The sequence below is a fragment of the Mesorhizobium sp. CA12 genome, from assembly GCF_020165255.1.
GTDB lineage: Bacteria > Pseudomonadota > Alphaproteobacteria > Rhizobiales > Rhizobiaceae > Mesorhizobium.
This window is the reverse complement of the sequence record NZ_JAIUHT010000010.1, coordinates 1-26,386: the sequence shown is the minus strand read 5'-3', so window position 1 is coordinate 26,386 and position 26,386 is coordinate 1. Positions and strand designations below refer to the sequence as shown.

Below are 26,386 nucleotides of genomic sequence, written 5' to 3'. Positions count from 1 at the left end.
TCAGGTCGAGTCGACCTGAAATCTGAATCCGCCTCTAAATCAAAGAGATAGAGCATGATGTCGTCCGAAAGCCGCTGCACACTTTTCGGCATCATGCTCTGAGCGACAAGCGTGCGATGCCGCAGCCAGCCGACCGCATGAGCACGCAGAAGACCCACGCGCCGCTGGCGCTCAGTGTCGGCGATCCCTCGGGCATCGGGCCCGAGATCGCCATCGCCGCCTGGCAAGCTGGCGACAGCGCCGGTGTGCCGCCCTTCTATCTGCTTGCCGACCCCGCTTTGATCGAAGCCCGCGCCCGCCTGGTCGGCGCGAATGTGACGATCGCCGAGACCTTGCCCGGACAGGCGGCGCACCACTTTGCCCGGGCTCTGCCTGTCGTTCCGCTCGATGCGCGTCATTTCGACAGCCCGGGACAGCCGAACCCCGCCAACGCCGCCGGCACCATCGAGGCCATCGACCGCGCCGTCGCCGACTGTCTCACCGGGCACGCCGCGGCGATAGTCACCTGCCCGATCTCCAAGAAGCCGCTTTATGACGCCGGATTTGGCTTTCCCGGCCACACCGAATATCTGGCGCACCTGGCTTCGCGCCACACCGGCAGGGATGTGACGCCGGTGATGTTGCTGGCGGGACCCGATCTGCGCACTGTTCCAGTGACCATCCACATCGCTTTGGCCGAAGTGCCGAAGCTGCTCACGACGGAGCTGATCGTCGCGACCGCGCGCATCACCGCCGCCGATCTCGAGGCCCGCTTCGGCATTGCGCGGCCGAAGCTTGCGATCGCCGGACTCAACCCGCATGCCGGCGAAGGCGGCGCCATGGGCCTGGAGGATGCTGCGATCGTGACCCCGGCCGTCGAGATGCTCAAAGCGGAAGGGATCGACGCGATCGGACCGCTGCCGGCTGACACGATGTTTCATCCGCGCGCGCGCGCTTCCTATGACGCGGCGCTCTGCATGTATCACGACCAGGCGCTGATCCCGGCCAAGACTCTAGCCTTCGACGAGGCGGTGAACGTGACGCTGGGCCTGCCCTTTATCCGAACCTCGCCCGATCACGGCACCGCTTTCGACATTGCCGGCAAGGGTATTGCGCGCGCCGACAGCCTGATCGCTGCGCTAAGGCTGGCGCGCCGGCTGGCCGACAGCGGACGGCCGGCCACCGCCGCGTGAGGATCCATTGAGCGGGCGCACCACAATCGACGGGTTGCCGCCGTTGCGCGAGGTGATCGAGCGGCATGGCCTGCAGGCCAAGAAGGCGCTCGGGCAGAATTTTCTGCTCGACCTCAACCTGACAGGCAAGATCGCGCGCGCCGCCGGCGATCTCGGCGAGGCGACGGTGATCGAGGTCGGCCCAGGCCCGGGCGGATTGACGCGGGCACTTCTCTTCAACGGTGCGCGGCGCGTGATCGCCATCGAGCGCGACGAGCGCTGCCTTGAAGCGCTGGCCGAGGTCTCCAGCCATTATCCCGGTCGCCTGGAGGTCATTCCCGGCGATGCGTTGAAGACGGATTTTGCCGCGCTTGCCGGCGCGGCGAACGGCGGGCCGGTGAAGATCGTTGCCAACCTGCCCTACAATATCGGCACCGAGCTTCTGATCCGCTGGCTGACGGTGGCCGATTGGCCGCCCTTCTACCAATCGATGACGCTGATGTTCCAGCGCGAGGTGGCGGAGCGCATCACAGCGGTCCCGGACAGCGACAGCTATGGCCGGCTCGGCATCCTGGCCGGCTGGCGCACCGAAGCGAAGATCGCCTTCGACGTGCCGCCGCAGGCATTCACGCCGCCGCCGAAGGTCACCTCATCGGTGGTGCATCTGGTGCCGCGCTTATCTCCCCTGTCCGTGGACGCCAGAAAGCTGGGCCGCGTCACCGAGGCCGCCTTCGGCCAGCGCCGCAAGATGCTCAGGCAAAGCGTTAAGAGCCTTGGCGGCGAGGCGTTGCTGACGCGGGCCGGCATTGACCCGACGCGGCGGGCCGAGACGCTCAGCGTGGAAGAGTTTGTCAGGCTGACCAACGCGGTTTGACCGCCAGCGTCACTGGAATCCAGACCCCGGCGCCATAGATAGGCAGGCGAAACAGCCGGAGTCTACAAATGCCTGCCTATGTCATTTCCGATGTCACTATCCGCGACGCGGAGGTGATCGAGATTTACCGAACCCGTGCCGCAGCCTCCATCGCACAGCATGGCGGACGCTACCTTGCGCGCGGCGGCGAGGTGGAGGCGCTGGAAGGCAATTGGAAGCCCGGACAGCTGATCGTCGTCGAATTTCCCGATATGGACAGCGCGCGGCGCTGGTATCGTTCAGCCGAATATGCGGCCGCACTTGAAGTGCGCGACACAGCGCTCAGCCGCAACCTCATTCTGGTCGACGGGATCAGATTGTGACGCAGTGAATTGCCCGAAAACGGCCGCGCATGATAATGTGACCTCATGAAAAACAGAGCTGCCGCCTCGCACCTGAGCAAAACCGGTCAATTCGTTTTGACCCGTGATACAGGCGAATAAATCAGTGCTGTCGAAGGCCTTAAACTGTCTCCACGCATGGGTGCCATCTTGAGGGAAAGCGACACCAAACGATTGAGCGGTGACGAACGCAGAGCGTTGATCGGGGAGCAAGCTCAGCACAGCAAAGCATACGACGTGTGGTTTCGTGCCAAGGTACAAGAAGCGCTCGACGACAGTCGCCCTGACGTTTCCGACGATCAAGCCAAAGCACATTTTACCGAGAGACGGGCGGTAGCGGGTCGCGAGTGATGATCGTCTAGTTCGCCTTTACGCTTCGCGGGCCGCAGGCCGGCGCTGCCCCTCATCCGACCCTTCGGGCCACCTTCCCCCGTAAGCGGCGAGAAGGAAGAGTCACCCCGTCTTCTCGTCCAGCAAGCCCGAAATAAAATCGAACAAACCAGGCCGCCTGTCTCGGCGAAGCCGCTCCGCCGTGACGATGGCGCGGACCTCGGCGAAGGCGCGGTCGAGATCGTCGTTGACGATGACGAAGTCGTATTCCTTCCAATGCTCGATCTCGAGGCGGGCGTTCTTCAGCCTGGTCTCGATGACCGATTCCTGGTCCTCGGCGCGGCGCTTCAGGCGCGCCTTCAATTCCTTCATCGACGGCGGCAGGATGAAGATCGAGACGATGTCGGCGCGCATCTTCTCCTTGAGTTGCTGGGCGCCCTGCCAGTCGATATCGAACAGCATGTCGCGGCCTTCGGCCAGCGCGATTTCGGCCGGCTCGCGCGGCGTCGCATAGCAATTGCCGTGCACTTCGGCCCATTCCAGCAGCGCATCGGAATCGCGCAGCCGCTCGAACTCGCGCATGGTGCGGAAGTGATAGTGGACGCCTTCGATCTCCGAGCCGCGGCGCGGCCTTGTCGTGACGGAGACCGAAAGCTCGAGACTTCCATCGCTTTCGAGAAGATTGCGCGCGATGGTCGACTTGCCGGCGCCCGACGGCGACGACAGCACCAGCATCAATCCGCGGCGGCGGATGCGGGACCCCAGATCCCTGGCGGCCGTCGGCTCCTTGGCAACCATCCCGTCACTCCAGATTCTGGACCTGCTCGCGAAACTGGTCGACCACCGCCTTGAGCTCCAGCCCGATCGCGGTGACCGCGGCAGCGTTCGACTTGGAGCATAAGGTATTCGATTCGCGATTGAATTCCTGTGCCAGAAAATCGAGCTTGCGGCCGACGGCGGCGCCGCTTTTAAGCAGCGCGCGCGCCGAAGCGACATGCGTCTTCAACCTGTCGATCTCCTCGCGGATGTCGGCCTTGCTGGCGAGGAAGGCCGCTTCTTGGTGCAGCCGGATGGCGTCGAGATTGGCCGAAGCATCCGTCAAGAGGCGCACCTGCTCGGCGATACGCTCGCGGATTGCCGCGGGCTCGCGCGAGGGATCGGCCTCGGCCTTCAGCGTCAGCGCCTCGATGATATCGACATGGCCGGCAAGAAGCGCGCCCAGCGCCGCGCCCTCGCTGCGGCGCGCCTGCTCCAGCCCGGCGAGCGCCATCTCGAGCGCAGACAGAATCGCGGCGTCGAGAGTGGCCCGCTCCTCCTCCGTCTCCACGGCTTCGGGAATGTCGAGCACACCGCGCAGGGAGAGCAGGCCGTCGGCGGTGGCGGGCTCGGTGCCGAACTGCTCTTGCAAACGCCTGGCCAGCCCTGCCAGGTCCTTGAGGAACGCCTCGTTGACCACCGGCTGGATTTGCCGTGCGGCGGCGCGGCCGACGGTCAACGTCGCCTGGAAATTGCCGCGCGCGAAACGCTTCTGAACGGTCTGCCGGACGGCCGTCTCCAGCCGGTCGAAACCCTGCGGCAATCTCAGCCTCACCTCGGCGCTCTTGCCGTTCACCGATTTCACCTCCCAGGCTATCGAGGTGCCCTCGCTTTCAGCGGCGCACCGCGCAAAACCGGTCATGCTTTGCAGGCTCATTGCCCTGTCGTCCCCCTGTCGCAGCCAAGGCATGCGTTGCCCAGCGCTGCGCGCCCAAAAATCGCCGGACGATCGGCCGGCGTCCCCTCAAAACATGAATATGGCCTCGCGTCAAAGGACGCATTCTTCTGCGTGGTGCATGTCGTTTGCCAAAACCGCTGGCGCACTTTTGGGCGACATGCAGTGAGTTTCGATGCATGTCGTTTTCCCAAAACCGCTGTGCGCTTTTGGGCGACATGCAATGAGTTTCGATGCATGTCGTCTTCCCAAAACCGCTGCGCACTTTTGGGCGACATGCATTGGCGCCTATTGCGCGTCGTCGCCGCCGGCGTCGCCATTCTCGCCATTGGCCCCGGCATCGCTGCTGTCGGCGTTGCCATCGGGGGCTGCCGGCGCCGTCGTCTGGCCCGAGGCCTTGGCGGCGGCATCAGCCTGCTTCTTCTGCAGCGCCCGGTAACGGGCGACGTTCTGGTTGTGCTCTTCCAGCGTCGCTGCAAAGACATGGCCGCCATTGCCGTCGGCGACGAAATAGAGGTCGTCGGTCTTGGACGGATTGGCGACCGCTTCAAGCGCCGCGCGGCCCGGATTGGCGATTGGCGTCGGCGGCAGGCCCTTGATCATGTAGGTGTTGTAGGGCGTCTGCTTGTCGAGGTCGGACTGGTAGATCGGCCGGTCCGCCGGCTTTCCCTTGCCGCCGAACAGGCCGTAGATGATGGTCGGGTCGGACTGCAGCCGCATGCCCTTGGCCAGGCGGTTGAGGAACACCGCGGCGACGCGGGAGCGCTCGTCGCTCCTGCCCGTTTCCTTCTCGACGATCGAGGCGAGCGTGACGAAGTCGTTGATGTTGGCGATCGGCAGGTCGGCCGCGCGATGCGACCAGACATCCTCGACCAGCTTCTTCTGGTCGGCGACCAGCTTGTCGACCATTTGCTGCCTGGTGGCGCCGCGGGTGAAGCGCAGCGTGTCGGTGGCGATGGTACCTTCCGGCGGCAAGGTCGGCGGCATGTCGCCGGTGAGCGCCTCCTGATCGGCGACACGCTGCAGCGCCTGCTCGACCGTCAGCCCTTCGGGAATGGTAAGCGAGTACATCACCGACTTGCCGCTCTTGAAGAGCTCCATGATGTCGCGCATCGAGGCGCGCGGCTTGATGGCGTATTCGCCGGCCTTGAGCGCCGATTCATTACCCGTGGCGCGCACGCCGAGCCGGAAGATGCGGGCATCGCTGATCAGGCTGCGGCGTTCCAGCTGGTCCGCGATCTCCTGCACGCCGGTGTTCGGCTTGATCATGAAGGTGTCGCCATTGGTGGACGGGCCGGGCTCGACGAAAGCCTGCATGCCGAAATAGAGCGCGGCACCCGAGGCGATGACCGCAAGGATAACCATGGAGAGGAAGAAGTTCAGGAACACGACGAACTGGCTGCGCGAAGCGCGCGAGCGCTTCGACGGCGGCGGCGTGCCGGCTTCCGGGCGCAACGCCTCGGCCGCAGTCTTCGGCATGATCGGCACCTTTGTGCCCTGCCGTGCGAAATCCCCGTCGCCGCCCGGATTTGTGCTCCCAGGATTTGTGCTCATGGCGCCCTACCGTCTGATCTTGCAACGAATCCCCTAGCTACAAACTAGGGGAGAATTTGGCAAAAATGACGGCAGGTGGCGGGACTGCCGGCTGGTTGTCTTTTTCTGAGCAATCCCGGGGCGGAAAGCGCTGAGCACTCTTTCCGGGATTGCTCCCGTTGGCCTTTCAGCCATTGTAGCGCTGGAACACGAGCGAGGCGTTGGTGCCGCCGAAGCCGAAGGAATTCGACAGCGCGACATCGATCTGACGCTGGCGCGGCTTGTTCGGCACGAGATCGATCGCCGTCTCGCGTTCCGGATTGTCGAGATTGATGGTTGCCGGCGCGACGTTGTCGCGGATGGCGAGGATCGAGAAAATCGCTTCCGCGGCACCCGCGGCGCCCAGCAGATGGCCGATCGACGACTTGGTCGACGACATCGAGATCTTCGAAGCGGCATTGCCGACCAGCCGCTCGACCGCGCCGAGCTCGATCGTGTCGGCCATGGTCGAGGTGCCGTGCGCGTTGATGTAGTCGACGTCGGCCGGCGAGAGTTTCGCCCGGTTCAGCGCCGCCGTCATGCAGCGGAAGGCGCCATCGCCATCTTCGGCCGGCGCGGTAATATGGTGGGCATCGCCGGTCAGGCCATAGCCGGTGACCTCGGCGTAAATCTTGGCACCGCGGGCCTTGGCGTGCTCCAGCTCTTCCAGGACGACAACGCCCGCGCCCTCGCCCATGACGAAGCCGTCGCGGTCGCGATCATAAGGACGCGAAGCTGTTTCGGGGCTGTCATTGCGCTCGGTGGAGAGCGCGCGGCAGGCCGCGAAGCCGGCAATCGACAGCCGGGTGACCGGCGCCTCGGCGCCGCCGGCCAGCATCACATCGGCATCGCCCCACATGATCAGCCGGGCGGCGTCGCCAATGGCGTGCGCGCCGGTCGAGCATGCAGTGACTACCGCATGGTTCGGACCCTTCAGGCCGTGGCGGATGGAAACCTGGCCAGAAACCAGATTGATGATCTGTCCGGGGATGAAGAAGGGGCTGATGCGGCGCGGGCCGCGTTCCTTCAGGATCATCGCGTTCTCGGCGATGCCGTCGATGCCGCCGATGCCGGAGCCGATCAGAACGCCGGTGGCGCACTGGTCCTCATGTGTCTCAGGCTTCCAGCCGGAATCGGCCAGCGCCTCGTCGGCGGCCGCGATGCCGTAGAGAATGAACTCGCCGATCTTGCGCAGTTCCTTCGGCTCGAGCACAGCCTCCGGATTGAAGGTGCCGTTCGAGCCGTCGCCGCGCGGAATGATGTGGGCGATCTTGCAGGCAAGATCGTCCACCTCGAATTCGGTGACACGCCGGCAGGCGCTGCGGCCGGAGAGCAATTCCCGCCAGCTATGCTCGACGCCCATGCCGAACGGCGAAAGCAGGCCAAGGCCCGTGACGACGACACGCCTCATCGCAGGTCCTCCCCGGTTATGCCTGCGAAAGAACTCAGGCCGAGGCCTTGTCGATATACTTGACGGCGTCGCCGACGGTGAGGATGGTCTCGGCCGCATCGTCCGGAATCTCGACGCCGAACTCTTCTTCGAACGCCATGACGAGTTCAACCGTGTCGAGGCTGTCCGCGCCCAGATCGTCGATGAAGCTCGCCTGCTCCGTCACCTTGTCGGCATCGACGCCGAGATGCTCGATGACGATCTTCTTGACGCGCTCTGCGGTGTCACTCATTTGGGGCAATCCTCGTCTTAGGTTGTCTATCTTCGTTAGCGGGCGGAATGCCGCTAATCAAGCTGAAAGATGGTCTTGCGGGCAACGCAACGCCACAGGACCGGTTTTTGCCCGAACCGCCGGGTTGCGGGCCGCATTACACGAAAAATGACGGGCGTCCAAGCCGAAATGGCTGTTTTCACAGGCGCCCGCCCTGCCTCAGATCATTGCCATGCCGCCGTTGACGTGAATGGTCTGGCCGGTGACATAGGCCGCCTCATTGGAGGCGAGATAAGCGACGGCGGACGCCACTTCAACGCTGGTGCCCATGCGCCGGGTCGGGATCGCGGCCATGATCGTCTCTTTCTGCTTGTCGTTGAGCTTGTCGGTCATGGCCGATTCGATGAAGCCCGGGGCGACGCAGTTGACGGTGATGTTGCGGGTGGCGATCTCCTGCGCCAGCGACTTGGAAAAGCCGATCATGCCTGCCTTGGAGGCGCAGTAGTTGGTCTGGCCGGGATTGCCGGTGACGCCGACCACCGAGGTGATGTTGATGATGCGGCCATGGCGGCGGCGCATCATCGGATGGGTCAGTTCGCGGGTCAGCCGGAACACAGCGGTGAGGTTGACCTCGATCACCGAATCCCAGTCGGCGTCCGACATGCGCACGAACAGGCCGTCCTTGGTGATGCCGGCATTGTTGACCAGGATGTCGACGCCCTCGAGATCGGCCTCCGCTTTCTGGCCGAGCGCCTTGACCGCGTCGCGGTTCGTCAGGTCCGCCGGAAACAGTTTTACGCGGTCGCCCAATTCGCCCGCCAAGGCTTCCAGCTTCTCCACACGGGTGCCGTGCAGGCCGACGATCGCGCCCTGGCTGTGCAGCACCCTGGCGATCGCCTCGCCGATGCCCCCCGATGCGCCGGTGACGAGCGCCTTGCGGCCGGTCAGTTCGAACATATCTTCAACCTCATTTTTCCAGACGGCTGCAAGCAGTCGCGCTCCGTATACGTCATATCGTCCAAGTCACGCTAGACAAGCATCGGACTTGGCGAAGGCCTCCTTCCCGTCGTCATCCACGGGCGGAGCGGGAGCGAAGCGGACGCGTAGACCCGAGGATCCATGCCGTGACATTGGCCGAAGGATGCAACGGAGCAGAATTCTGCACCGCGGCGGCACTTCCAAGTCACGGCATGGATTCTAGGGTCTGCGCTGCGTCGCTTCGCTCCTTGCTCCGCCCTAGAATGACGAAAACGGGGCCTCACCCCAAAGCCGCCAGCGCGGCCTCGACTTCCGCCGCCGTGCCCACGGCGCCGGTGGCGATGTCGCGGTTGATGCGGCGCGCCAGGCCCGACAGCACCTTGCCTGCGCCGACTTCATAGAGGCTCGCGACGCCGTTGGCGCCAAACCATTCCACCGTCTCTCGCCAACGTACGCGGGCGACCACCTGCTCGACCAGGCGGCGGACGATCTCATCGGGGTCGCTGGTCGGGGTTACGGTGACGTTCGAGACGATCGGAACCACCGGCGCGGATTTCGCGACACCGGCCAGCGCCTCGCGCATTATGTCGGCGGCAGGCGTCATCAGCGCCGAATGAAAGGGGGCGGAAACCTGCAGCATCAGCGCCCGCTTGGCGCCTTTTTCGGTGCACAGCTTCGCCGCCAGCTCGACCGCCGGCCTGGCGCCGGAGATCACCAGCTGGCCGCCGCCATTGTCGTTGGCGACCTGGCAGACGGAGCCGTTGCCGACCTCGCGAGCTGCCTCGGCGCAAGCGGCCTCGACGTCGGCCTGTTCCAGCCCGATGATCGCGGCCATGGCACCCTCGCCGGCCGGCACCGCCGCCTGCATGGCGTTGCCGCGGGTCCGAAGCAGCCGCGCCGCGTCGCCGACCGAAACGAAGCCGGCCGCAGCAAGCGCGGAATATTCACCAAGCGAATGGCCGGCGACATAAGCCACCTTGTCCTTCAGCGAGAAGCCGCGCGCTTCGAGCGCGCGCATCGCCGCCAGCGACACCGCCATCAGCGCCGGCTGGGCATTGGCGGTCAGCGTCAGCGTCTCTTCCGGCCCTTCCCAGATGAGTTTCGACAGTTTTTCGCCGAGCGCTGCGTCCACTTCCTCGAAGACGCGACGCGCTTCGGGGAATGCATCGGCGAGGTCCTTGCCCATGCCGACGGCCTGGCTGCCCTGTCCCGGAAAGGTGAATGCGACGGCCATTTTGAGGTCTCTCCAGAGGCTGGTTTTGTCTGCCTCTGGCGCAAGGCGGACAGCCAAGTCAAGCCCGCAGGCGTCTCTTCGGCCTGCATTTCGGTCGGAAATCCTGCTGACTGCCTGTTCCAAAAGGCCTTTTACTTGATCACACCTGATGAAAACCGCTCACGTTTAGTTTGCTGGCTCTTCTTATTTCCGCCACAGGCGCTAGCTTTGCGTGACATTTCGATGACAGTGGCGTGACGCGAGTGGAAGACGCGTGACAAGGGCCGGGGAAGCAAAGTGGCAAGGATCAGGAAAGGCGCGGCCAAACCCGCGCCGCAATTTTTGGAAGACGATCCGTCCACCGGCTATCTGCCGGGACGAGCCTGGCCGACCGTACGCTACGGCCTGTCGACGCTTCTTGCCTCAGCCCTGCTCGTCTTCGCGATCGAGCTGATCGTACGCGGCGATTTCTTCGGCACAGTCGATTTCTTCATGCAGCCCTTCAAGCCCGGCTGGACCACCATCATCGTCTTCGCCCTGGTGCTGCTCGGGCTGGACGCCATACTCGGCCGAAGCCACCAGAGCCTGATGATCGTGGCGCCGCTGACGCTGGCGCTGGCCTTTGTCGGCCACCAGAAATCGCGTTACCTCGGCGACCCGCTCTATCCCACGGATTTCCTGTTCGCCCGCCAGATCATGGCGCTGATGCCGCTCCTGGTGCGCGAGCGCCCGTGGACGGCCGTCATGCTGGCGGTCGGCATCGTCGGCGGTCTGACGCTGCTCGTCTACGGCTGGCGGACCTGGCGCCGGCGAGTACCCATCCTCAGCCGCAAGGGCCGCCTGGCGCGGCTGGCGCTTGCCGTGCCGCTGCTCGCCTTCTTCGTCTCGATCATGGACTACGCCACCTTCTCGTGGACGCGCGACCGGCTGCAGATCATCCCGATCATGTGGGACCAGAAGGAGAACTACGCCTCCAACGGCTTTGCGCTGGCCTTCGCGATGAACGTGCCGATGGCGCATGTCGCGGCGCCGCCCGGCTATTCCGAGAAGACGATGGCCGCGATCCAGCGCCCCGACGTCGCCGCTTCCATGCCGGACGAGAAGCCGGATATCGTGGTGGTGATGAGCGAATCCTTCTGGGATCCGACGCACCTGCCCGGCGTCACCATCAAGCCCGACCCGATCCCGACGGTCAGGGCGTTGCGCTCCGGCTCGATGTTCTCGCCCGAGTTCGGCGGCATGACCGCCAATATCGAGTTCGAGGCGCTGACCGGCTTTTCCAACGCCTTCCTGCCGGCCGGCTCGATCCCCTATCAGCAATATGTGCGCACCCCGACCCCGTCGCTGGCGACCTTCCTGAAGAGCCAGGGTTACCGGGCGCGCGCCATCCATCCCGGCACCAACTGGTTCTGGAACCGCGGCGCCGTCTATGCCGATTTCGGCTTCAACGACTTCCGCTCCGAAGAGACGCTGCCGCCGATGGAAAAGCGCGGGCCGCTGGCTTCCGACGCGGCGATGACCGACGAGATCATCCGCGAGGCCGACACCAGCGACGATCCGGTGTTCCTGTTCGCCGTCAGCCTGCAGAACCACGGTCCTTACGAGCCCTACCGCTACTACAACCCGACGCATTCGATCGACGCGCCGATCAGTTCCTGGGCGCGGGAATCGCTGCTTTCCTATGCCGAGGGGTCGGCCGACGCCGACCGCGGCCTGCAGCGCCTGATCGACTGGGCGAAGGCCCGCCAGCGGCCGACCATCATCGCCTTCTTCGGCGACCATCTGCCGCCGCTCGGACCCGTCTATGTCGAGACCGGCTTCCTCAAGGACAATGTCGCGCCGCGCAAGGAGCCGGCGGTCGCCGCGCTCGAACACCACGATACGCCTTTGGTTATCTGGTCGAACCGCTCCGGTCCGGTCGAGAACATCGGCTCGGTGAGCCCGGCCTTCCTGCCCTATCATATCCTGACCACGGCAGGCATCAGCCACCCCTATTACACCGGCTTCCTCGGCGCGCTGCGCGAACACTACCGGGTGGTCGACCGCAACCTGCTCCTGTCGCCCGTGGGCGAAGCAACGCCGGATTGGGCGAGGCAGAAGCAGATCGATCCGAAGATCAACGATTTCCGGCTCATCCAATACGACATGATGTTCGGCAAGCGGCTCTCGGCGCCCGATTTCTTCCCCGAGACGGTGAACAGGCTGGTCGCGCATACAAGCTGAGCTGACCGGCGGTCACAGCCGATCACAGCTATCCCGGCGCGAAACGATGTTTCGATGCCGGGCCTTGGAAAGGTTTTGTCGCTGCGATTTAGAGCAATTCCAGGAAAAGTGTGAGCGGTTTTCCGTCCGAAATTGCGTAACAAACAAGGAGATAGGGCGTTTCGCCGTTTCCGTGAACGGTGAACGCGCTAGACGTCAAAAGCCTGGAACGGGCTGGACCTTTCCACTCAGCCGAGCGCCAAGCGTCAAAGCGGCCGGAAAATTCTTGATCACGGCGCGCATGGCCGACGCGCCACCTGGCCCAAGCGCTATTTTGGCAATCAAGGCCGCGGCACGCAGACGGGTCGAGAATTGCCGACGCCATTCGCGTTCGTAGCGATGCCCAGCGGCGTCGCGGTCCTCGTGACCTTTGCCCGATGCGATCAGTTCTCGCGCAAGCAGCCAGCCCGATTGCAGCGCCATCGAAATCCCTTCGGCGATGACAGGATGCGACTCGCCCGCGATGTTGCCGACACGGAAGATGCCCTGATCGTAACCGGCCCGGATGCCCGGATGAATCGGTCCCGCAGCCAGCCATGGGCCATCCAATTCGGCACCTGCCAGCGCAGTTCGCACGCCTCGGCACGAGGCCAGGACGTGGCGCGATACCGCATCCGCCGCCGCAATATTCCCAAAGCGCCGGCGCAGCCCGGATAGAACATCGCGGCGGATACAGCAGGAGATTGAAACCCGGCCATTGTCCGCAGTTACCATCCCGCCATATCCGCCTGGGAATACCAGCAGCGGCATCAGATCGGGCGCCAGCGCGGCGCCGGTAAAATGCGCCTTGAAGCCGAAAAGGTCGGAGGGGTGGCTGGTTCTTTCAAGCTGGCTCGGAAGTTTCCCAGTTTCCCAGGATCCGTGCGCGGCAATGATGACGGGTGTGCTGAGCAGCTTCTGTTGCTGGTCAGATTCCACAGTCAGAAATTGCAAGTCATCGCGCCGGCGGATAGCGACTGCCTTGCAAGGCTGGAGGATCTCGACACCCGCACGTTCGGCAGCCTGCAGCAGGATGGTGTCCAGACGATCGCGGCCGAGCGCGCGGCCGAGACCCGTCTTGGCGCTCGGCATTCGCGCCTGCGCCGAGACATCGCCCGAAAAGAACCCGACGCGCCTTATCTCGGGGCCGGCTTCCGCGCGCCAGCTCTCGCCGACGCCCAGCTGATCGAGCAAGGCAAGGCTGGTGCCCGACATGAATTCGCCGCAGACCTTGCGGCGAGGAAATGCCACCTTCTCCACCATTGCCACCGACCAACCATGTTGGGCGAGTGCAATGGCGGTGGAACTTCCGGCAGGACCGGCACCGATGACAATTGCGTCGTGCATCATTTCGTATCGAGCGTGCTCGCGCCAACAAAACCTTGCGTAAACAGGCCTCTGCGGCCCTCCATCACGGGCGTTCCACCTGACAGTTGCCACAATTGTGAAAGTTCCGTGCCACGAAAACCGGCGCGCACACTTTGCGCTGCATCATTCAGCGTTACCGCACAGGCGCCGATCAATCGCAGAAACCCTGTCGCCAAAAGCGGCACCTTGGCTCTCAACGGCTCCGTGGCGATGAGCATCGGGGCCATCGTCATCATCCGAGAAAACAGCTCCTGCAGGCGCATGTCGTCGAAGTGGTGGAGGATAAGGTTGGCGCAAACAAGGTCGAAGGGCCTGTCCTGGGTCCAATCGAACAGATCCGCAGTCACGGGCTGCGCCCGCCAGCCCAATTCAGCGAAAGAGCTGCGCAAGTCCTCGCCTATCAGGCCGATCCTGTCGACCATGACGATCTCGACGTCGGGCCAATGGCGCGCCATCAGCCGCGCCACCGCCAGCATGAACTTTCCGTCGCCGGCGCCTATTTCGAGGATGCGCAGCGGCGGCTTTTGCACGTTTTGCCGCATCAGCGATGCCATGATCCTGGCCTGGAACATCAATGCATTGATGCGAACGAGATCGCGACGGGATGCAATCGCACGGGGATCGTCAGCCGGGAGGCCGTCGAGGAGTTCTGGCTCCAGATGCCGGATGTCTATGTCGGTCATGCGATGGATCGGAAATCTAGGTTTCAGCCGGCAATCCGGCAAATAGAATTCGGGTCGTTCCTTCATGGCCGCGCGCTGCTGGGTCGCGGAACCCGCATTTGAACCCACCCGGATACCGAAGAAAGTCGGTCCCTTCATGCGACATCGGAGGCTGATATCACAGTTTGCTAATGAGAAATATCGGCACCGCGCAATAAAATGCTCTATGCAGGCGTTTACCTTAGGAACGCTTCTCCAATTCGCAGACCTTATGAGCCCGATTGCGCTCATGCTCGGAGCTATTTTGTCCCCTCAAGCGTATCTGAACGGCATTGCCACGTGTGTCCCCGAACATGACGTGCATCGGTTCTTCCTCGGCTATGGAGCCTCGCTGCTTGAAAACGACGCGCAGCGCCTTGCGCTCTTCGAGCGAATGGTCGCTCTGGCCGGGATCGAACATCGCTATTCCTGCTTTGCGCCTGCCGACGATCCGCGCGGCGGGGCAATCGACCGCGACGGCACCTCGGTCAGAGGCTCGTTCGCCAGCACCGCAATGCGTATGCGGATGTACGAAGCCGCCGCACCGGAGCTCGCGCAAAGGGCCGTCGACAGACTTCTGGCCAACGACGACCGCTCGCTGATCACGCATTTGATCGTGACGAGCTGCACCGGCTTTTCGGCGCCCGGCATCGACCTCGAGCTGGTGCAGCGATGCGGCCTGTCGACGTCGGTCGAGCGCACCATAATCGGCTTCATGGGATGCTATGCCGCCATCAACGCCTTGAAGCTGTCGCGCCACATCGTGCGATCGGATCCGAAGGCCCGCGTGCTGATCGTCAACATCGAATTGTGCACGCTGCATTTCAAGGAGGCCACGGAGCTCGAGAAGCTGATCTCGTTCTGTCTATGGGGCGACGGTTGCGCGGCCTCGCTGGTGACAGCCGAGCCGCACGGCATCCTGCTCGAAAGCTTCCACGCGATCGTGGCGGCGGAGCGCAAGGAGCTGATGAGCTGGAATATCCGCGACGACGGCTTTGACATGGTGCTGTCGGGCCAGGTTCCTGGCGCTGTCCGTGAGACGCTGCGCAACGAGCATCGGGCGATCCTCGGCGGCAGGCCCGCCAAGGAGATCGATTTGTGGGCGGTCCATCCCGGCGGCCGCTCGGTGCTCGACGCGGTCGAGCGGGCGCTCGAACTGAAGCCGACTGCGCTCGCCGCATCGCGCGAAGTGCTCCGGCAATACGGCAACATGTCGTCGGCCACCGTAATGTTCGCGATGGCTGAAATGCTGAAGGAGCCGTCGGGCTTGCTCGGCTGCGGCATGGCGTTCGGGCCGGGATTGACCACCGAGACCATGATGTTCCGGACTGCCTGATGAAGTCGAACGCCATCCGGCACCGCGTCCGTGCTTTCGCAGCCCGTTGGCTGGTGCCCTACCTGCCGTATCCGCACTTCATGTGTGTGGCACCTCTTGACGCCGTGTTGCGGGTCCTATGGCGTGCGGAAGGCCGGTTACCTCCCGTTTATTGGCCGCGCCTGATGCTCCTGTTCCTGATTTCGGGCATCAACACGATCGCCTCCCTGCCGGAGCGCGTGATCCTTGGGGCATGGCTGCGGCTGCGACCTCCCCGGATGGAACCGGATAACGCGCCTGTGTTCGTTCTTGGCTACTTCCGCTCCGGGACGACTTTTTTGCAGAACCTGCTGTCGGCGGACCCGGACCTGAGATCGCCGGGCTGGCCGCAGGTCCTGGCGCCTCAGACATTCGTCCTTGGCTGGGCCCTGCTACGCTATCTTTTCGTGCCCTTGCTGCCGTTGACGCGCCTCGACGCGGTCGTGCCGGTTGGCGCCAGGCTGCCGGCGGAGGACGACTTCGCATTGAACAATCTGGGTGGAATGTCGATCCTAGCGGGACGAGCCGTGCTTCCCCGCCGGCAAGCCTTCTTCAATCGGTATCAGGATCTCGACTCGCTTTCGGCGCAAGAGCTGAACCGCTGGCGCTCACATCAGCTCGCTTTCGTCCAGAAGCTCACGCTCGTTGCCGGAGGGCGGCGACTTCTGCTCAAGTCGCCGAGCCACACGGCGCGCGTCCGCCACCTTTTGGAGCTGTTCCCTGGCGCCAAGTTTGTCCACATCTCGCGTCCGCCGGAAGCGGTGTTCCGGTCCAACCTTGTTCTGACGCGCGAGTTGCAGCGTGCGTTCGCCCTGCAGCCGCCGCTGCCCGAGCACGAGCAGGAAGAGATCATCGCCTGCGAATATCTTGCGACGGAGATGCACTATCTGGCTGATAGAACCCGGATCCCAGCCGCCGACCTCGCCGAGGTGCGGCTACAGGATCTCATTGCCGATCCGACGGGCGAGATGAAGCGGATCTACCGCGAACTGGGCCTGCCATTCTCCCAAGGCTGCGAGGAGCGCATGCTGCAAGTCGCCGCGACGTTCGGCAAACAGCCGCGCAACCGCCATCCCGACCTGACGGAAGGGCAGAAAGCGCGCCTAGCCCGCCTCGAACCGCTCGCTTCCAATTTCGGGCATGTGCCTGCGCTGCCTCCCGGGACGGTCAATATTGACAGCCAACCGCGCATTGGATGACATGGCATCATGACGGCAGGCCCATGGTCATACGCAAGCTGGGCAGGTTTGGCCCGGCTGTTGCTCGTTCCTCTGTTGCTCAGCATCTGCGCCCCGCCGATCTCAGCGGTTGCCGACGAGCAAGGCGATGCGATCAAGCTGGTTGAGACCGTGCGCCAGGCGGCGCTCGTGCTCGGGCGCGGCGGGCCCGCCGAGTCGCAGCTCCGCTCGATCTCAGCGGCCTTCGACGGAAAGGGAATTGCCCAAGCCGTGCTCGGGACGCGTTGGCGCAGCGCGAGCGCGGACGACCGCGCCGCGGTGGTCGATGCGCTTCTTTATGCCATCGCACACGGGCTGGCCGACAAGCTGGAACGGACGCAGGACAAGACTTTCACCGTGCTCGGCACAAAGGCCCTGGCCAACGGCGACATACTGGTGCGCAGCGAATTCCGCCGGCAGCTCCGCGGCCCGACGTCCGTGGACTGGCGTGTCCGCCGCTGCCGCGGGCAACTGTGTATCGGCGATGTCTTTGTCGACGGCGGGTCGGTGACCGTGCGGCAGCGGGACCGCATCGGCCAGATCCTCGCCGGCAATGGCGGCTCGATCCCCGCGCTTGTCGTCGATCTCAGGAAAGGCCGGGTATGACTCCTCGCCGGCGCTCATGTCCTCCCTCGTCGAATTGAGCAATGTCGGCCGCCATTTTGACGGCGGCCGCATCGTCGCCGTCGACGACGTGTCACTCGCAATCGGGGATGACGAGACCGTCGCGATTGTCGGACGCAGCGGCAGCGGCAAATCGACGATCCTGAACCTGGTCTGTGGGCTTGACCGGCCGACCCGCGGCGAAGTTCGGTTCGAAGGCCGGGCCGTCAATGGAAGCGCTGCGTGGGCAGCAGTCCGGGCCAGCAGGATCGGCATCGTCTTCCAGAACTTCTGCCTGCTCCCCTCCTTGTCGGCGCGCGAAAACATCGAGGTGGCCCTGCTGGGAAACCTCGGCGGAGCGCAGCAGCGTCGCGCTCGCGCGCTGGAACTTCTGGCGCATTTCGGTCTTGCCGATCGCGCTGCGCTGCGGCCGGCCGAGCTTTCCGGCGGCGAACGCCAGCGCCTTGCCATTGCGCGAGCGCTGGCCAACCGTCCGAAGCTTCTTCTTGCCGACGAACCGACAGGAAGCCTCGACGTGCAGACAAGCCAATCCGTCATGGACATTATCGGCAATGCGCATCGCGAGTTCGGGACCGCAGTGATCGTGGTGACCCATGACGAGGACGTGGCCGCATTGTGCGGACGGCGGGTCGAGATCTCGGATGGCCGCATCCGCTCGGACAGCCGGGCGGCGGCAATCTCAGCGCCCGCACCGGCATCGGGGATCGGCTAGCCCATGACGGAGCTGACCCTGCCCTTGCGCGGTCTCATCGCACGTCCGCTGCGCACTTTGCTCACGGTGCTCGGCATCGCCTTGGCGGTCGCCGGCTTCGTGGCGCTTACCGGCCTGACCGCCGGCGTCCAGCGCTCATTTGCGTCGGGAATCGATGAGAACGGCGCAGATCTGGTGGTTAGCCAGCGCAGCACCTTCAATTTGGTGAGCAGCACCGTGCCCAGAGCGCTCGGCCCGGCGCTTTCGGCGGTGCCGAATGTCGAGGCGGTGTCGGGCGTTCTCCTCAACATCACCACTGCCGACGAGGACGCCAATATCGTCATGGCCGGCTGGCCAAGCGGCAGCTTCCTGTGGAAAGACGTGCCGCTCGTAGCGGGGCGGCTCCCTGTGCCGGGGGACCAGTGGCCGGTGATCCTTGGCCAATCGATCGCCGGCGCATTGGACAAGCGGGTCGGCGATACCGTCGAGCTGCAGTTCCAGCCCTATCGGATCGTCGGCATCGCGTCGTTCTCGTCCATGCTGAACCAGAACAGCGCCATCGTTCCGCTCGAGGGGCTGCAGCAGCTCCTGTCGCGGGAGGACGCCTTTACCTTGTTCGAGGTAAGACTGAAGCGCCCGCTCGACGCCGACGGCATCGCCGCTGCCCGAACCCGGCTCGTTGCAGCCGCGCCGGGATTCGTGGTCGTCGACACCGAGCAGTTCGCCAACAGCATTCGCATCTTCGATCTGCTTCGGGCGATCGCCCGCACGATTTCGCTGGTCGTCATGGCGATGGCCTCGGTTGCGGTCGCCAACACGCTGCTGATGGCCGTGAACGAACGGACGTTCGAGATTGGTGTTCTGGCGGCGCTTGGCTGGGCGCCGCGGCGGATTCTTCGGCTCATCCTCATCGAAGGCGTCTTCATGAGCGCAGCCGGCGGCGTTATCGGCATCGTTCTCGGCGCCCTGACCATGGAAGCGGCGGCGAAGACAAGGGTCGCGGCGGGGCTGATCGTGCCCTATCTGTCAGGCTGGTCGATCGCCCAGGCGCTGATCTTCGTCTTCATCGCCGGTCCGCTCGGCGCACTCTACCCGGCTTGGCGCGCCACGCGCCTTCTCCCCGCTGAAGCGCTCCGCAGGATCTGACTTGCCGTGTCGGCCGGGCAGCGCTCCGGTCCCAGCAAAAGCATCAATCTGTCGTGTAAACGAAACGGCCGGTTCGCAGGTCCGCGGCATCGGCGACGCAGGCCGGGCCTTGCCTTCCTGGCGAATTGCTATATAGACCCGCGCAATCTGCCGGTCCTTGCTGGGGGCTGAACGGAGGGCCGCGGCCTTTTCGAAGGTCGCGACACGAAGCCGGAAGGGCTTCCAGCCTCCCGTGTCTCCGCTCTCGACCGTCTCGTGATGCTCCTTTCTTCCCCGCTCTTTCGCGATCGGGTCAGACAAGTTGCAGAGGCTTAGCCGCGAGGGCCGGTGAGAGAAACGAAGAAAGGCACTTAAACATAATGGCTCTTTACGAACATGTGTTTCTTGCCCGGCAGGACCTGTCGCAGCAGCAGGTTGATGCGCTTGTCGAACAGTACAAGGGCGTCATCACGGCGAATGGCGGCTCGGTCGGCCGGATCGAGAACTGGGGACTGAAGTCCCTCACCTACCGGGTCAAGAAGAACCGGAAGGCTTTCTACACGCTGATGGACATCACCTGCCCGCCGGCCGCGCTCAACGAAATGGAGCGCCAGATGGGCCTGTCGGAAGACGTCCTTCGCTTCCTCACCATCAAGGTGGAAGCGCATGAGGAAGGCGCCTCGGCGATGATGCAGAAGCGCGAAGAGCGCTCCGAGCGCGGCGGTTTCGGCGACCGCGACCGTGGCCCGCGTTCGTTCGGCGACCGCGACCGCGGTGACCGCGGCCCGCGTTCGTTCGGCGACCGCGAAGGCGGCGACCGTGGCCCGCGCCGTCCGCGCGAAGGCGTTGAAGGAGGTGCAGAATAATGGTCGACATCAACCAGATCCCGACCCGGCGCCCCTTCCACCGCCGCCGCAAGACCTGCCCGTTCTCCGGCGCCAACGCGCCCAAGATCGACTACAAGGACGTGCGTCTCCTGCAGCGCTACATTTCCGAACGCGGCAAGATCGTGCCCTCGCGCATCACCGCCGTCAGCCAGAAGAAGCAGCGCGAGCTCGCCAAGGCGATCAAGCGCGCCCGCTTCCTCGGCCTGCTGCCCTACGTGGTTCGCTGAGGCCTGAAACTTCGATGCGGGCGCTTGGCGCCCGCATCCCCCACGGCGACGGGCGCCGCGGTTCAAATCAAATCCCGAGTTGGGGCCGGATGGCCTCTAACTGCCAGGACAGGCAGGACAGCGACAAGAGCGGCGAGCGCCGCAAAGAGCTTCCTGACCTGTTCCAGATCATTGCGCCAGCCTTCCGGCCGGCGCCAACCGAAGGAACGAAACCATGGAAGTCATTCTCCTCGAGCGCATTTCCCGCCTCGGCCAGATGGGCGAGACCGTCAAGGTCAAGGACGGGTTCGCCCGCAATTTCCTGCTGCCGCAGGGCAAGGCGCTGCGCGCCAACGAAGCCAACAAGAAGAAGTTCGAGGGCCAGCGCGCCCAGCTCGAAGCCCGCAACCTGGAGCGTAAGTCGGAGGCCGCGCAGGTCGCCGAGAAGCTCGACGGCAAGAGCTTCATCGTGGTGCGCTCGGCCGGCGAGACCGGTCAGCTCTACGGCTCGGTGTCGACCCGCGACATCGCCGATCTGCTGATCGCCGAAGGCTTCACCGTCAACCGCAACCAGGTCGAGCTCAACCAGCCAATCAAGACCATCGGCCTCTCCAACGTGGCGATCGCGCTGCATCCGGAAGTCGAGGTCACCGTGACGCTCAACGTCGCCCGTTCGGCCGACGAGGCGGAGCGCCAGGCCAAGGGCGAGACGCTGACCACCGCCGAAGCAATCTATGGCGAGGACATCAACGACAACGCCCGGCCGGAGAATTTCTTCGACCCGAACGCCGAATTCGAAGGCGGCGAAGAGAACGCCTGATCTCTGGACCTGATTTGGCACATCCTCCGAAGCGTCGCTTCGGCTCGCAGACGTCCAGGATTTCTGGACCAACGCCCGGGTCTTTGACCCGGGCTTTTTTGTGCCAAAAGGAACTTTTCGACACCCCATATCTTGTGCACATTACAGCGTGGCGCGTCGATTGGACGCGGGCGAGGCGCCGTGGCATTTTCGATCTGGCATTCCAGTCCGATTACCGGGTGATCCGACTGAGGGGACATTTGGTCATGAATATCCTGTTGAAACACGTTCTCGAACGCCTGGTGCGCGCCGGCGACCTCAAGGTGACCGGACCGAAGGGCGCGACGCACAAGTTCGGCGACGGCAGCGGCGAGCCGGTGCATATCCACATCAAGACCACGCATGCCGAGCGCGCCATCACCTTCGATCCGATGCTGGCGGTGCCCGAAGCCTATATGGACGGTGAGCTCGACGTGATCGAGGGCGGCGTTCTCGGCCTGATGCGCATCGCGTTCCAGAACATGGGATCGAGCGGCATCGACGTGACCTGGTCGAAGGCGATCGAGGGGCTGCGCCACGCCTTCCGCCGGCTGCAGCAGATCAACACCGCCGCGCGCTCGCGCCGCAACGTCGAACGCCACTACGATCTCTCGGGCGAGCTCTACAAGCTCTTCCTCGACGAGGACATGCAGTATTCCTGCGCCTATTTCGAACAGCCCGACATGACGCTCGACGAGGCGCAGCTTGCCAAGAAGCGCCACATCGCCGCCAAGCTGAGGCTCAAGGCCGGCCAGACGGTGCTCGACATCGGCTCCGGCTGGGGCGGGCTGGGCCTCTATCTCGCCAAGGTCTTCGACGTCGACGTGCAGGGCGTCACCCTCTCCACCGAACAGCATGGCGTCGCCACCGACCGCGCGCATGCGCAGGGCCTGCAGGACCGCGTGCATTTCGAACTCAAGGATTATCGCCACATCAACGAACGTTTCGACCGCATCGTCTCGGTCGGCATGTTCGAGCATGTCGGCGTCAATCACTACCGCACCTTCTTCGACAAGGCCGCGACGCTGCTCAAGCCCGACGGCGTGATGCTGCTCCATACCATCGGCCGTTCCGGCGTGCCGTGGGCGACCAGCGCCTTCGTCCGCAAATACATTTTCCCGGGCGGCTACATCCCTGCGATGTCGGAGGTGATGCCGGCGATCGAGAAGTCGGGCCTCGTCGTCACCGATATCGAAATCCTGCGGCTGCATTACGCCGACACGCTCAAGCATTGGGGCGAGCGCTTCGCCGCCAACCGCGACAAGGCGAAAGCGATCTATGACGAGCGCTTCTGCCGCATGTGGGAGTTCTATCTCGCCGCTTCCGAGGCCGCCTTCCGCTGGCAGGACCTGGTGATCTTCCAGTTCCAGATCGCCAAGAAGAACGACACGCTGCCGATGACGCGCGACTACATGGCCAAATGCGAGAAGGCGCTGGAGCTGCGCGGTATCGGCCACCAGGAGCCGGCGGCGCCGGCGCCCTCCAAGCCGACCCGCCGCAAGAAGGTGGGGTAGCCGCGCAATGCCGCTTGCCATTGCGGCCTGACGCCACGAAAAAGGTCTCGTTCGCGAGACCTTTTTTCATGACCTACCTCATCTACACCGCAGCCGCTCTTGCCGAGATCGCCGGCTGCTTTTCGTTCTGGGCGTGGTGGCGGCTGGAGAAGTCGGCGCTCTGGCTTCTCCCCGGCCTCGTCTCGCTGGCGCTGTTTGCCTTGCTGCTGTCGCTGGTCGGCACGGATGCGGCGGGCCGCGCCTACGCCGCCTATGGCGGCATCTACATCGCCGCCTCGCTCGGCTGGCTGTGGCTGGTCGAAGGCGTGCGTCCCGACCGCTGGGATCTGGCCGGCGCTGCGCTCTGCATCGTCGGCGCCTCGGTCATCCTGCTCGCTCCAAGGGGAGCCTGAGATGGAACTGCCCGCCCCGCTCCGGCAAGGCGTCGACAGCCTCTTGGAGAAGGTACCATTGCCGGCGCTGAAGCAGGCGGCGCGGACGCTCTCGGAACGCTACCGCGCCGAGCTGCGCGACGGCCGCCTGCATATGGGCGAGGACATGGCCGTCAAGGCCTATCTGGCGACGCGGCTGCCCGCCACCTATGCCGCCGTGCGCGCCAGCCTCGATGCCTTGATCGAGGCTCGCCCCGACTTCCGGCCGGCGAGCCTGCTCGATGTTGGCGCCGGACCTGGCACCATGCTTTGGGCCACGACCGACGCCTGGCCTGAGCTGGAACGGGCAGTGCTGGTCGAGGCAAGCGCTGCCGTGCGCAAGGTCGGCCAGGCGCTCGCGGAAGGTGCGATCACGGCCCGCGCCGACTGGATCGCCGGCGACGCGACCATCGATCTCGACGGCATCATGCCCGCCGACCTCGTCAGCGCCGCCTATGTGCTGGACGAGATCGTGCCTTTATCCCTGCCGAGGCTCATCGACCGCCTCTGGCGGCTCACGGCCGACACGCTGCTCATCGTCGAGCCCGGCACGCCCGCCGGCTGGCAGCGCATCCTTGCCGCGCGCCGCCAACTGATTGCGGTCGGCGCGCATGTTTCGGCACCTTGCCCGCACGCGGCGCCCTGCCCGCTCGCACCGCCCGACTGGTGCCATTTCGCGCGCCGCGTCGCCCGTTCGCGCCTGCATCGCCTGGTCAAGGAGGCCGAGGTGCCATGGGAGGACGAGAAGTTCATCTACCTCGCCGCCTCCCGGCAGCCGGCGCCGGCGCATTCGGCGCGGGTGATCGCGCCGCCAAAGGGGGGCTCCGGCAAGGTGGTGCTAAAACTGTGCCAACCCGACGGCAGCGCCGGCGAGCGCCTGTTCAGCAAGCGCGACGGCGAGTTGTTCAAGGCGGCGCGACGGGCTGACTGGGGCGACACGCTGGACTGAGGGAGCGTAGGCCAATGAAATCGGGAGAAGACGTATCGTCGATACCCGTCGCTACTTTGGAGATCAGCCGACGCGCGCGAACTTCGTCATCCACGGGCGGAGCGACGCGAAGCGGCGCGCAGACCCGAGGATCCATTCCGTGACGTTGCGCGAAGAATGAAGGCGTCGCAGAACGGAGCTCGTTCTGGCTCGCCGCGACGCTCACAGGTCACGGAATGGATCCTCGGGTCTGCGCGCGTCGCTTCGCTCCTTGCTCCGCCCGTGGATGACGACTTCACCAACGTTTCGGCTAATCTCGAAGGTGAACGCCCAAAAGAAGCAGCTCGCTACTTTGGCGATCAGCGAGGACGTCCGCGATTCTTTGCGCGAGCGGATGCGGCTGGTCGGTTGTGAGCGAGCGTCCGACGACAATCGGTCGCCCGAATGTTCTTGCTTCGTTCCAAATTTGCAACTAAGAATGGCCGCTTGCCGAGTCAACCGGAATCAGGCCCCCGGAATACTGTCCTGTGGATGGTTTGCCGATCCTGTGAACATTGGGGCGTCAAGCTGGTTGGACCGAGGGTGTTGCAGAAAGGTCAGCATCGAATCTTCCCGTTCTGATATCGAGGACAGCGGGATCAAAACCGGGGATATCATGGCAGAGGCGGCACTGAAATTCGGCGCGGCGGAAACGCCGCTCTATCGCGAGGCACCGAACAACATCGAGGCCGAGCAGGCGCTGCTCGGCGCCATCCTCGTCAACAACGACGCCTTCTATCGTGTCTCCGATTTCTTGAAGCCGGCGCATTTCTACGAGCCGCTGCACCGCCGCATCTTCGAGATCGCGGCCGAGCTCATCCGCATGGGCAAGATTGCGACGCCGATCACGCTCAAGACCTTCCTGCCGGCCGACGAGAAGGTCGGCGACATGACGGTGGCGCAATATGTCGTGCGCCTCGCCGTCGAGGCCGTCACCGTCGTCAACGCCACCGACTATGGCCGCGCCATCTACGACCTTGCGACGCGCCGCGCGCTGATCACCGTCGGCGAGGACATGGTCAACATCGCCTATGACGCGCCGGTCGACATGTCGCCCTCCGACCAGATCGAGGATGCCGAACGGCGGCTGTTCGAGCTTGCCGAAACGGGCCGCTATGACGGCGGCTTCGAGAGCTTCAACGATGCGGTCAAGACCGCCGTCGACATGGCCAACGCCGCCTATATGCGTGACGGCCACCTGTCGGGCATCGCCACCGGCTTGCGCGACCTCGATCGCCGCATGGGCGGCCTGCAGCCCTCCGACTTGATCGTGCTCGCGGGGCGCCCGGGCATGGGCAAGACCTCCTTGGCCACCAACATCGCCTTCAACATCGCCGAGGCTTACGTTCCGGCGCAGCAGGCCGATGGCAGCTTCAAGGCCGCCAACGGCGGCGTCGTCGGCTTCTTCTCGCTCGAAATGTCGTCGGAGCAGCTCGCCACCCGCATCATCTCCGAGCAGACCGAGATCTCGTCCTCGAAGATCCGCCGCGGCGAGATCACCGAGATGGATTTCGAAAAACTCGTCGCCTGCTCGCAGACGATGCAGAAGATCCCGCTGTTCATCGACCAGACCGGTGGTATCTCGATCGCGCAGCTTTCCGCCCGCGCGCGGCGTCTGAAGCGCCAGCGCGGCCTCGATCTCATCGTCATCGACTATATCCAGCTGATGCAGGGCTCCTCCGCGCGCGCCTCGCAGAACCGCGTGCAGGAAATCACCGAGATCACCACGGGCCTGAAGGCTCTGGCCAAGGAGCTCGGCGTGCCGATCATCGCGCTGTCGCAGCTGTCGCGTCAGGTCGAAAGCCGCGACGACAAGCGCCCACAGCTCTCGGACCTGCGCGAATCCGGCTCCATCGAGCAGGACGCCGACGTGGTGCTGTTCGTCTATCGCGAGGAATATTACCTCAAGAATCGCGAGCCGAAGCTCGGCACCGAGGAATACATCAAGTGGGAAAACGAGATGAACGAGGCGCGCGGCAAGGCCGAGTGCATCATCGCCAAGCAGCGCCACGGGCCGACCGGTACCGTCAGCCTGGCCTTCCACGGCGAATTCACGCGGTTCTCGGATCTGGCGGAAGAGCATCATCTGCCGGAGAGGTTCGAGTGAGTTGAGACAGGTCTCACTCCGTCACCCCCCTCTCTGTCCTGCCGGACATCTCCCCCTCAAGGGGGGAGATTGGATGTCGCATCGGCTTTCGCCAATCGCCGACGTTGCAAGATGGGCGCCGTCGGCGAAACTGCCGATCTCCCCCCTAGAGGGGGAGATGTCCGGCAGGACAGAGGGGGGCGCTGTCCCGCCGGCCTATCCAATGTTGGGCCGTCCCTAATGGCCAAATCGCGCGTTCAGTTCATCTGCCAGAATTGCGGCTCGGT

At 64.3% G+C, this 26,386-nt stretch carries 26 protein-coding genes; 17 read left to right on the top strand and 9 right to left on the bottom strand.

What is annotated here, in order from left to right:
- Nucleotides 1–116 precede the first annotated feature (116 nt).
- From pdxA to LB520_RS29385, 4 genes are all read left to right on the top strand, one after another.
- Complete coding sequence (gene pdxA / locus LB520_RS17435; RefSeq protein WP_224638297.1) at nt 117–1,172, top strand: 4-hydroxythreonine-4-phosphate dehydrogenase PdxA; 1,056 nt, start codon at nt 117–119, stop codon at nt 1,170–1,172.
- 7 nt (nt 1,173–1,179) lie between these two features.
- Nucleotides 1,180–2,025 (top strand): 16S rRNA (adenine(1518)-N(6)/adenine(1519)-N(6))-dimethyltransferase RsmA, encoded by an 846-nt coding sequence (rsmA, locus tag LB520_RS17430; protein WP_224638296.1) that lies wholly within the window; start codon nt 1,180–1,182, stop codon nt 2,023–2,025.
- Nucleotides 2,026–2,093: 68 nt separating this feature from the next.
- The gene (locus LB520_RS17425; RefSeq protein WP_224638295.1) at nt 2,094–2,387 is read left to right on the top strand and encodes a DUF1330 domain-containing protein; all 294 of its coding nucleotides are present in this window, start codon (nt 2,094–2,096) and stop codon (nt 2,385–2,387) included.
- 156 nt (nt 2,388–2,543) lie between these two features.
- The gene (locus LB520_RS29385) at nt 2,544–2,756 is read left to right on the top strand and encodes a hypothetical protein (RefSeq protein ID WP_411966029.1); all 213 of its coding nucleotides are present in this window, start codon (nt 2,544–2,546) and stop codon (nt 2,754–2,756) included.
- 102 nt (nt 2,757–2,858) lie between these two features.
- Here the strand turns inward: LB520_RS29385 and gmk are convergent, their stop codons facing one another.
- From gmk to fabD, 7 genes are all read right to left on the bottom strand, one after another.
- Nucleotides 2,859–3,533: a guanylate kinase gene (gmk, locus tag LB520_RS17415; RefSeq protein ID WP_095767013.1), complete on the bottom strand. Its 675-nt coding sequence runs from the start codon at nt 3,531–3,533 to the stop codon at nt 2,859–2,861.
- Between the two features lie 4 nt (nt 3,534–3,537).
- Nucleotides 3,538–4,428 carry a YicC/YloC family endoribonuclease gene (locus tag LB520_RS17410; RefSeq protein ID WP_095767012.1) on the bottom strand — a complete coding sequence of 297 codons (891 nt, stop codon included), beginning with the start codon at nt 4,426–4,428 and terminating at the stop codon, nt 3,538–3,540.
- 306 nt (nt 4,429–4,734) lie between these two features.
- Nucleotides 4,735–5,925: an endolytic transglycosylase MltG gene (mltG, locus tag LB520_RS17405; protein WP_224638294.1), complete on the bottom strand. Its 1,191-nt coding sequence runs from the start codon at nt 5,923–5,925 to the stop codon at nt 4,735–4,737.
- A 241-nt stretch (nt 5,926–6,166) separates the two neighbouring features.
- Entirely contained in the window at nt 6,167–7,429 is a 1,263-nt protein-coding gene (gene fabF, locus LB520_RS17400) for a beta-ketoacyl-ACP synthase II (protein WP_224605577.1), read from the bottom strand.
- 34 nt (nt 7,430–7,463) lie between these two features.
- Nucleotides 7,464–7,700 carry an acyl carrier protein gene (locus LB520_RS17395; RefSeq protein WP_006203723.1) on the bottom strand — a complete coding sequence of 79 codons (237 nt, stop codon included), beginning with the start codon at nt 7,698–7,700 and terminating at the stop codon, nt 7,464–7,466.
- 198 nt (nt 7,701–7,898) lie between these two features.
- A complete protein-coding gene (gene fabG / locus LB520_RS17390; protein ID WP_140783695.1) occupies nt 7,899–8,636 on the bottom strand; it encodes a 3-oxoacyl-[acyl-carrier-protein] reductase in 738 nt (245 codons plus the stop codon).
- A gap of 301 nt (nt 8,637–8,937) precedes the next feature.
- Nucleotides 8,938–9,891 (bottom strand): ACP S-malonyltransferase, encoded by a 954-nt coding sequence (gene fabD, locus LB520_RS17385; protein ID WP_224605572.1) that lies wholly within the window; start codon nt 9,889–9,891, stop codon nt 8,938–8,940.
- Between the two features lie 276 nt (nt 9,892–10,167).
- Here fabD and LB520_RS17380 point away from each other — a divergent pair, with 276 nt between their 5' ends.
- The gene (locus tag LB520_RS17380) at nt 10,168–12,093 is read left to right on the top strand and encodes an LTA synthase family protein (RefSeq protein WP_224633138.1); all 1,926 of its coding nucleotides are present in this window, start codon (nt 10,168–10,170) and stop codon (nt 12,091–12,093) included.
- Nucleotides 12,094–12,288: 195 nt separating this feature from the next.
- Here the strand turns inward: LB520_RS17380 and LB520_RS17375 are convergent, their stop codons facing one another.
- Nucleotides 12,289–13,461 carry an NAD(P)/FAD-dependent oxidoreductase gene (locus LB520_RS17375; RefSeq protein ID WP_224638293.1) on the bottom strand — a complete coding sequence of 391 codons (1,173 nt, stop codon included), beginning with the start codon at nt 13,459–13,461 and terminating at the stop codon, nt 12,289–12,291.
- Complete coding sequence (locus LB520_RS17370; protein WP_224638292.1) at nt 13,458–14,162, bottom strand: class I SAM-dependent methyltransferase; 705 nt, start codon at nt 14,160–14,162, stop codon at nt 13,458–13,460. The genes LB520_RS17375 and LB520_RS17370 overlap by 4 nt, the downstream gene beginning before the upstream one ends.
- Before the next feature lie 64 nt (nt 14,163–14,226).
- Between LB520_RS17370 and LB520_RS17365 the strand changes: the two genes are divergently transcribed.
- From LB520_RS17365 to LB520_RS17310, 12 genes are all read left to right on the top strand, one after another.
- Nucleotides 14,227–15,516: a type III polyketide synthase gene (locus LB520_RS17365; RefSeq protein ID WP_318012101.1), complete on the top strand. Its 1,290-nt coding sequence runs from the start codon at nt 14,227–14,229 to the stop codon at nt 15,514–15,516.
- Nucleotides 15,516–16,733, top strand: a complete 1,218-nt coding sequence (locus tag LB520_RS17360) for a sulfotransferase family protein (protein ID WP_224638291.1) — start codon at nt 15,516–15,518, stop codon at nt 16,731–16,733. Before LB520_RS17365 ends, LB520_RS17360 begins: the two co-directional genes overlap by 1 nt.
- 9 nt (nt 16,734–16,742) lie before the next feature.
- The gene (locus LB520_RS17355) at nt 16,743–17,357 is read left to right on the top strand and encodes an ABC transporter substrate-binding protein (protein ID WP_224638290.1); all 615 of its coding nucleotides are present in this window, start codon (nt 16,743–16,745) and stop codon (nt 17,355–17,357) included.
- 16 nt (nt 17,358–17,373) lie between these two features.
- Nucleotides 17,374–18,087 (top strand): ABC transporter ATP-binding protein, encoded by a 714-nt coding sequence (locus tag LB520_RS17350; RefSeq protein ID WP_224638289.1) that lies wholly within the window; start codon nt 17,374–17,376, stop codon nt 18,085–18,087.
- Between the two features lie 3 nt (nt 18,088–18,090).
- Nucleotides 18,091–19,212, top strand: coding sequence for an ABC transporter permease (locus LB520_RS17345; RefSeq protein WP_095767002.1), 1,122 nt, complete (start codon nt 18,091–18,093; stop codon nt 19,210–19,212).
- A gap of 359 nt (nt 19,213–19,571) precedes the next feature.
- Nucleotides 19,572–20,057 carry a 30S ribosomal protein S6 gene (gene rpsF, locus LB520_RS17340; RefSeq protein ID WP_224638288.1) on the top strand — a complete coding sequence of 162 codons (486 nt, stop codon included), beginning with the start codon at nt 19,572–19,574 and terminating at the stop codon, nt 20,055–20,057.
- Complete coding sequence (gene rpsR / locus LB520_RS17335) at nt 20,057–20,305, top strand: 30S ribosomal protein S18 (RefSeq protein ID WP_006203718.1); 249 nt, start codon at nt 20,057–20,059, stop codon at nt 20,303–20,305. Before rpsF ends, rpsR begins: the two co-directional genes overlap by 1 nt.
- 214 nt (nt 20,306–20,519) lie before the next feature.
- Nucleotides 20,520–21,104, top strand: a complete 585-nt coding sequence (gene rplI, locus LB520_RS17330; protein WP_095767000.1) for a 50S ribosomal protein L9 — start codon at nt 20,520–20,522, stop codon at nt 21,102–21,104.
- 245 nt (nt 21,105–21,349) lie between these two features.
- On the top strand, nt 21,350–22,636 hold the full coding sequence (locus LB520_RS17325; RefSeq protein WP_224638287.1) for an SAM-dependent methyltransferase: 1,287 nt from the start codon (nt 21,350–21,352) through the stop codon (nt 22,634–22,636).
- A gap of 68 nt (nt 22,637–22,704) precedes the next feature.
- Nucleotides 22,705–23,028 (top strand): YnfA family protein, encoded by a 324-nt coding sequence (locus LB520_RS17320; protein ID WP_140842382.1) that lies wholly within the window; start codon nt 22,705–22,707, stop codon nt 23,026–23,028.
- Between the two features lies 1 nt (nt 23,029).
- Nucleotides 23,030–23,995: a small ribosomal subunit Rsm22 family protein gene (locus LB520_RS17315; RefSeq protein WP_224638286.1), complete on the top strand. Its 966-nt coding sequence runs from the start codon at nt 23,030–23,032 to the stop codon at nt 23,993–23,995.
- Nucleotides 23,996–24,629: 634 nt separating this feature from the next.
- Nucleotides 24,630–26,120, top strand: coding sequence for a replicative DNA helicase (locus LB520_RS17310; RefSeq protein ID WP_095766996.1), 1,491 nt, complete (start codon nt 24,630–24,632; stop codon nt 26,118–26,120).
- Nucleotides 26,121–26,386: the final 266 nt, after the last annotated feature.

Bases quoted from the DNA above. Each gene is read 5' to 3' on its own strand.
- pdxA (WP_224638297.1), top strand. From the start codon at position 117: ATGCCGCAGCCAGCCGACCGCATGAGCACGCAGAAGACCCACGCGCCG.
- LB520_RS17425 (WP_224638295.1), top strand. From the start codon at position 2,094: ATGCCTGCCTATGTCATTTCCGATGTCACTATCCGCGACGCGGAGGTG.
- LB520_RS29385 (WP_411966029.1), top strand. From the start codon at position 2,544: ATGGGTGCCATCTTGAGGGAAAGCGACACCAAACGATTGAGCGGTGAC.
- gmk (WP_095767013.1), bottom strand. From the start codon at position 3,533: ATGGTTGCCAAGGAGCCGACGGCCGCCAGGGATCTGGGGTCCCGCATC.
- LB520_RS17410 (WP_095767012.1), bottom strand. From the start codon at position 4,428: ATGAGCCTGCAAAGCATGACCGGTTTTGCGCGGTGCGCCGCTGAAAGC.
- mltG (WP_224638294.1), bottom strand. From the start codon at position 5,925: ATGCCGAAGACTGCGGCCGAGGCGTTGCGCCCGGAAGCCGGCACGCCG.
- fabF (WP_224605577.1), bottom strand. From the start codon at position 7,429: ATGAGGCGTGTCGTCGTCACGGGCCTTGGCCTGCTTTCGCCGTTCGGC.
- LB520_RS17395 (WP_006203723.1), bottom strand. From the start codon at position 7,700: ATGAGTGACACCGCAGAGCGCGTCAAGAAGATCGTCATCGAGCATCTC.
- fabG (WP_140783695.1), bottom strand. From the start codon at position 8,636: ATGTTCGAACTGACCGGCCGCAAGGCGCTCGTCACCGGCGCATCGGGG.
- fabD (WP_224605572.1), bottom strand. From the start codon at position 9,891: ATGGCCGTCGCATTCACCTTTCCGGGACAGGGCAGCCAGGCCGTCGGC.
- LB520_RS17375 (WP_224638293.1), bottom strand. From the start codon at position 13,461: ATGATGCACGACGCAATTGTCATCGGTGCCGGTCCTGCCGGAAGTTCC.
- LB520_RS17370 (WP_224638292.1), bottom strand. From the start codon at position 14,162: ATGACCGACATAGACATCCGGCATCTGGAGCCAGAACTCCTCGACGGC.
- LB520_RS17365 (WP_318012101.1), top strand. From the start codon at position 14,227: ATGGCCGCGCGCTGCTGGGTCGCGGAACCCGCATTTGAACCCACCCGG.
- LB520_RS17360 (WP_224638291.1), top strand. From the start codon at position 15,516: ATGAAGTCGAACGCCATCCGGCACCGCGTCCGTGCTTTCGCAGCCCGT.
- LB520_RS17355 (WP_224638290.1), top strand. From the start codon at position 16,743: ATGACGGCAGGCCCATGGTCATACGCAAGCTGGGCAGGTTTGGCCCGG.
- LB520_RS17350 (WP_224638289.1), top strand. From the start codon at position 17,374: ATGTCCTCCCTCGTCGAATTGAGCAATGTCGGCCGCCATTTTGACGGC.
- LB520_RS17345 (WP_095767002.1), top strand. From the start codon at position 18,091: ATGACGGAGCTGACCCTGCCCTTGCGCGGTCTCATCGCACGTCCGCTG.
- rpsF (WP_224638288.1), top strand. From the start codon at position 19,572: ATGGCTCTTTACGAACATGTGTTTCTTGCCCGGCAGGACCTGTCGCAG.
- rpsR (WP_006203718.1), top strand. From the start codon at position 20,057: ATGGTCGACATCAACCAGATCCCGACCCGGCGCCCCTTCCACCGCCGC.
- rplI (WP_095767000.1), top strand. From the start codon at position 20,520: ATGGAAGTCATTCTCCTCGAGCGCATTTCCCGCCTCGGCCAGATGGGC.
- LB520_RS17325 (WP_224638287.1), top strand. From the start codon at position 21,350: ATGAATATCCTGTTGAAACACGTTCTCGAACGCCTGGTGCGCGCCGGC.
- LB520_RS17320 (WP_140842382.1), top strand. From the start codon at position 22,705: ATGACCTACCTCATCTACACCGCAGCCGCTCTTGCCGAGATCGCCGGC.
- LB520_RS17315 (WP_224638286.1), top strand. From the start codon at position 23,030: ATGGAACTGCCCGCCCCGCTCCGGCAAGGCGTCGACAGCCTCTTGGAG.
- LB520_RS17310 (WP_095766996.1), top strand. From the start codon at position 24,630: ATGGCAGAGGCGGCACTGAAATTCGGCGCGGCGGAAACGCCGCTCTAT.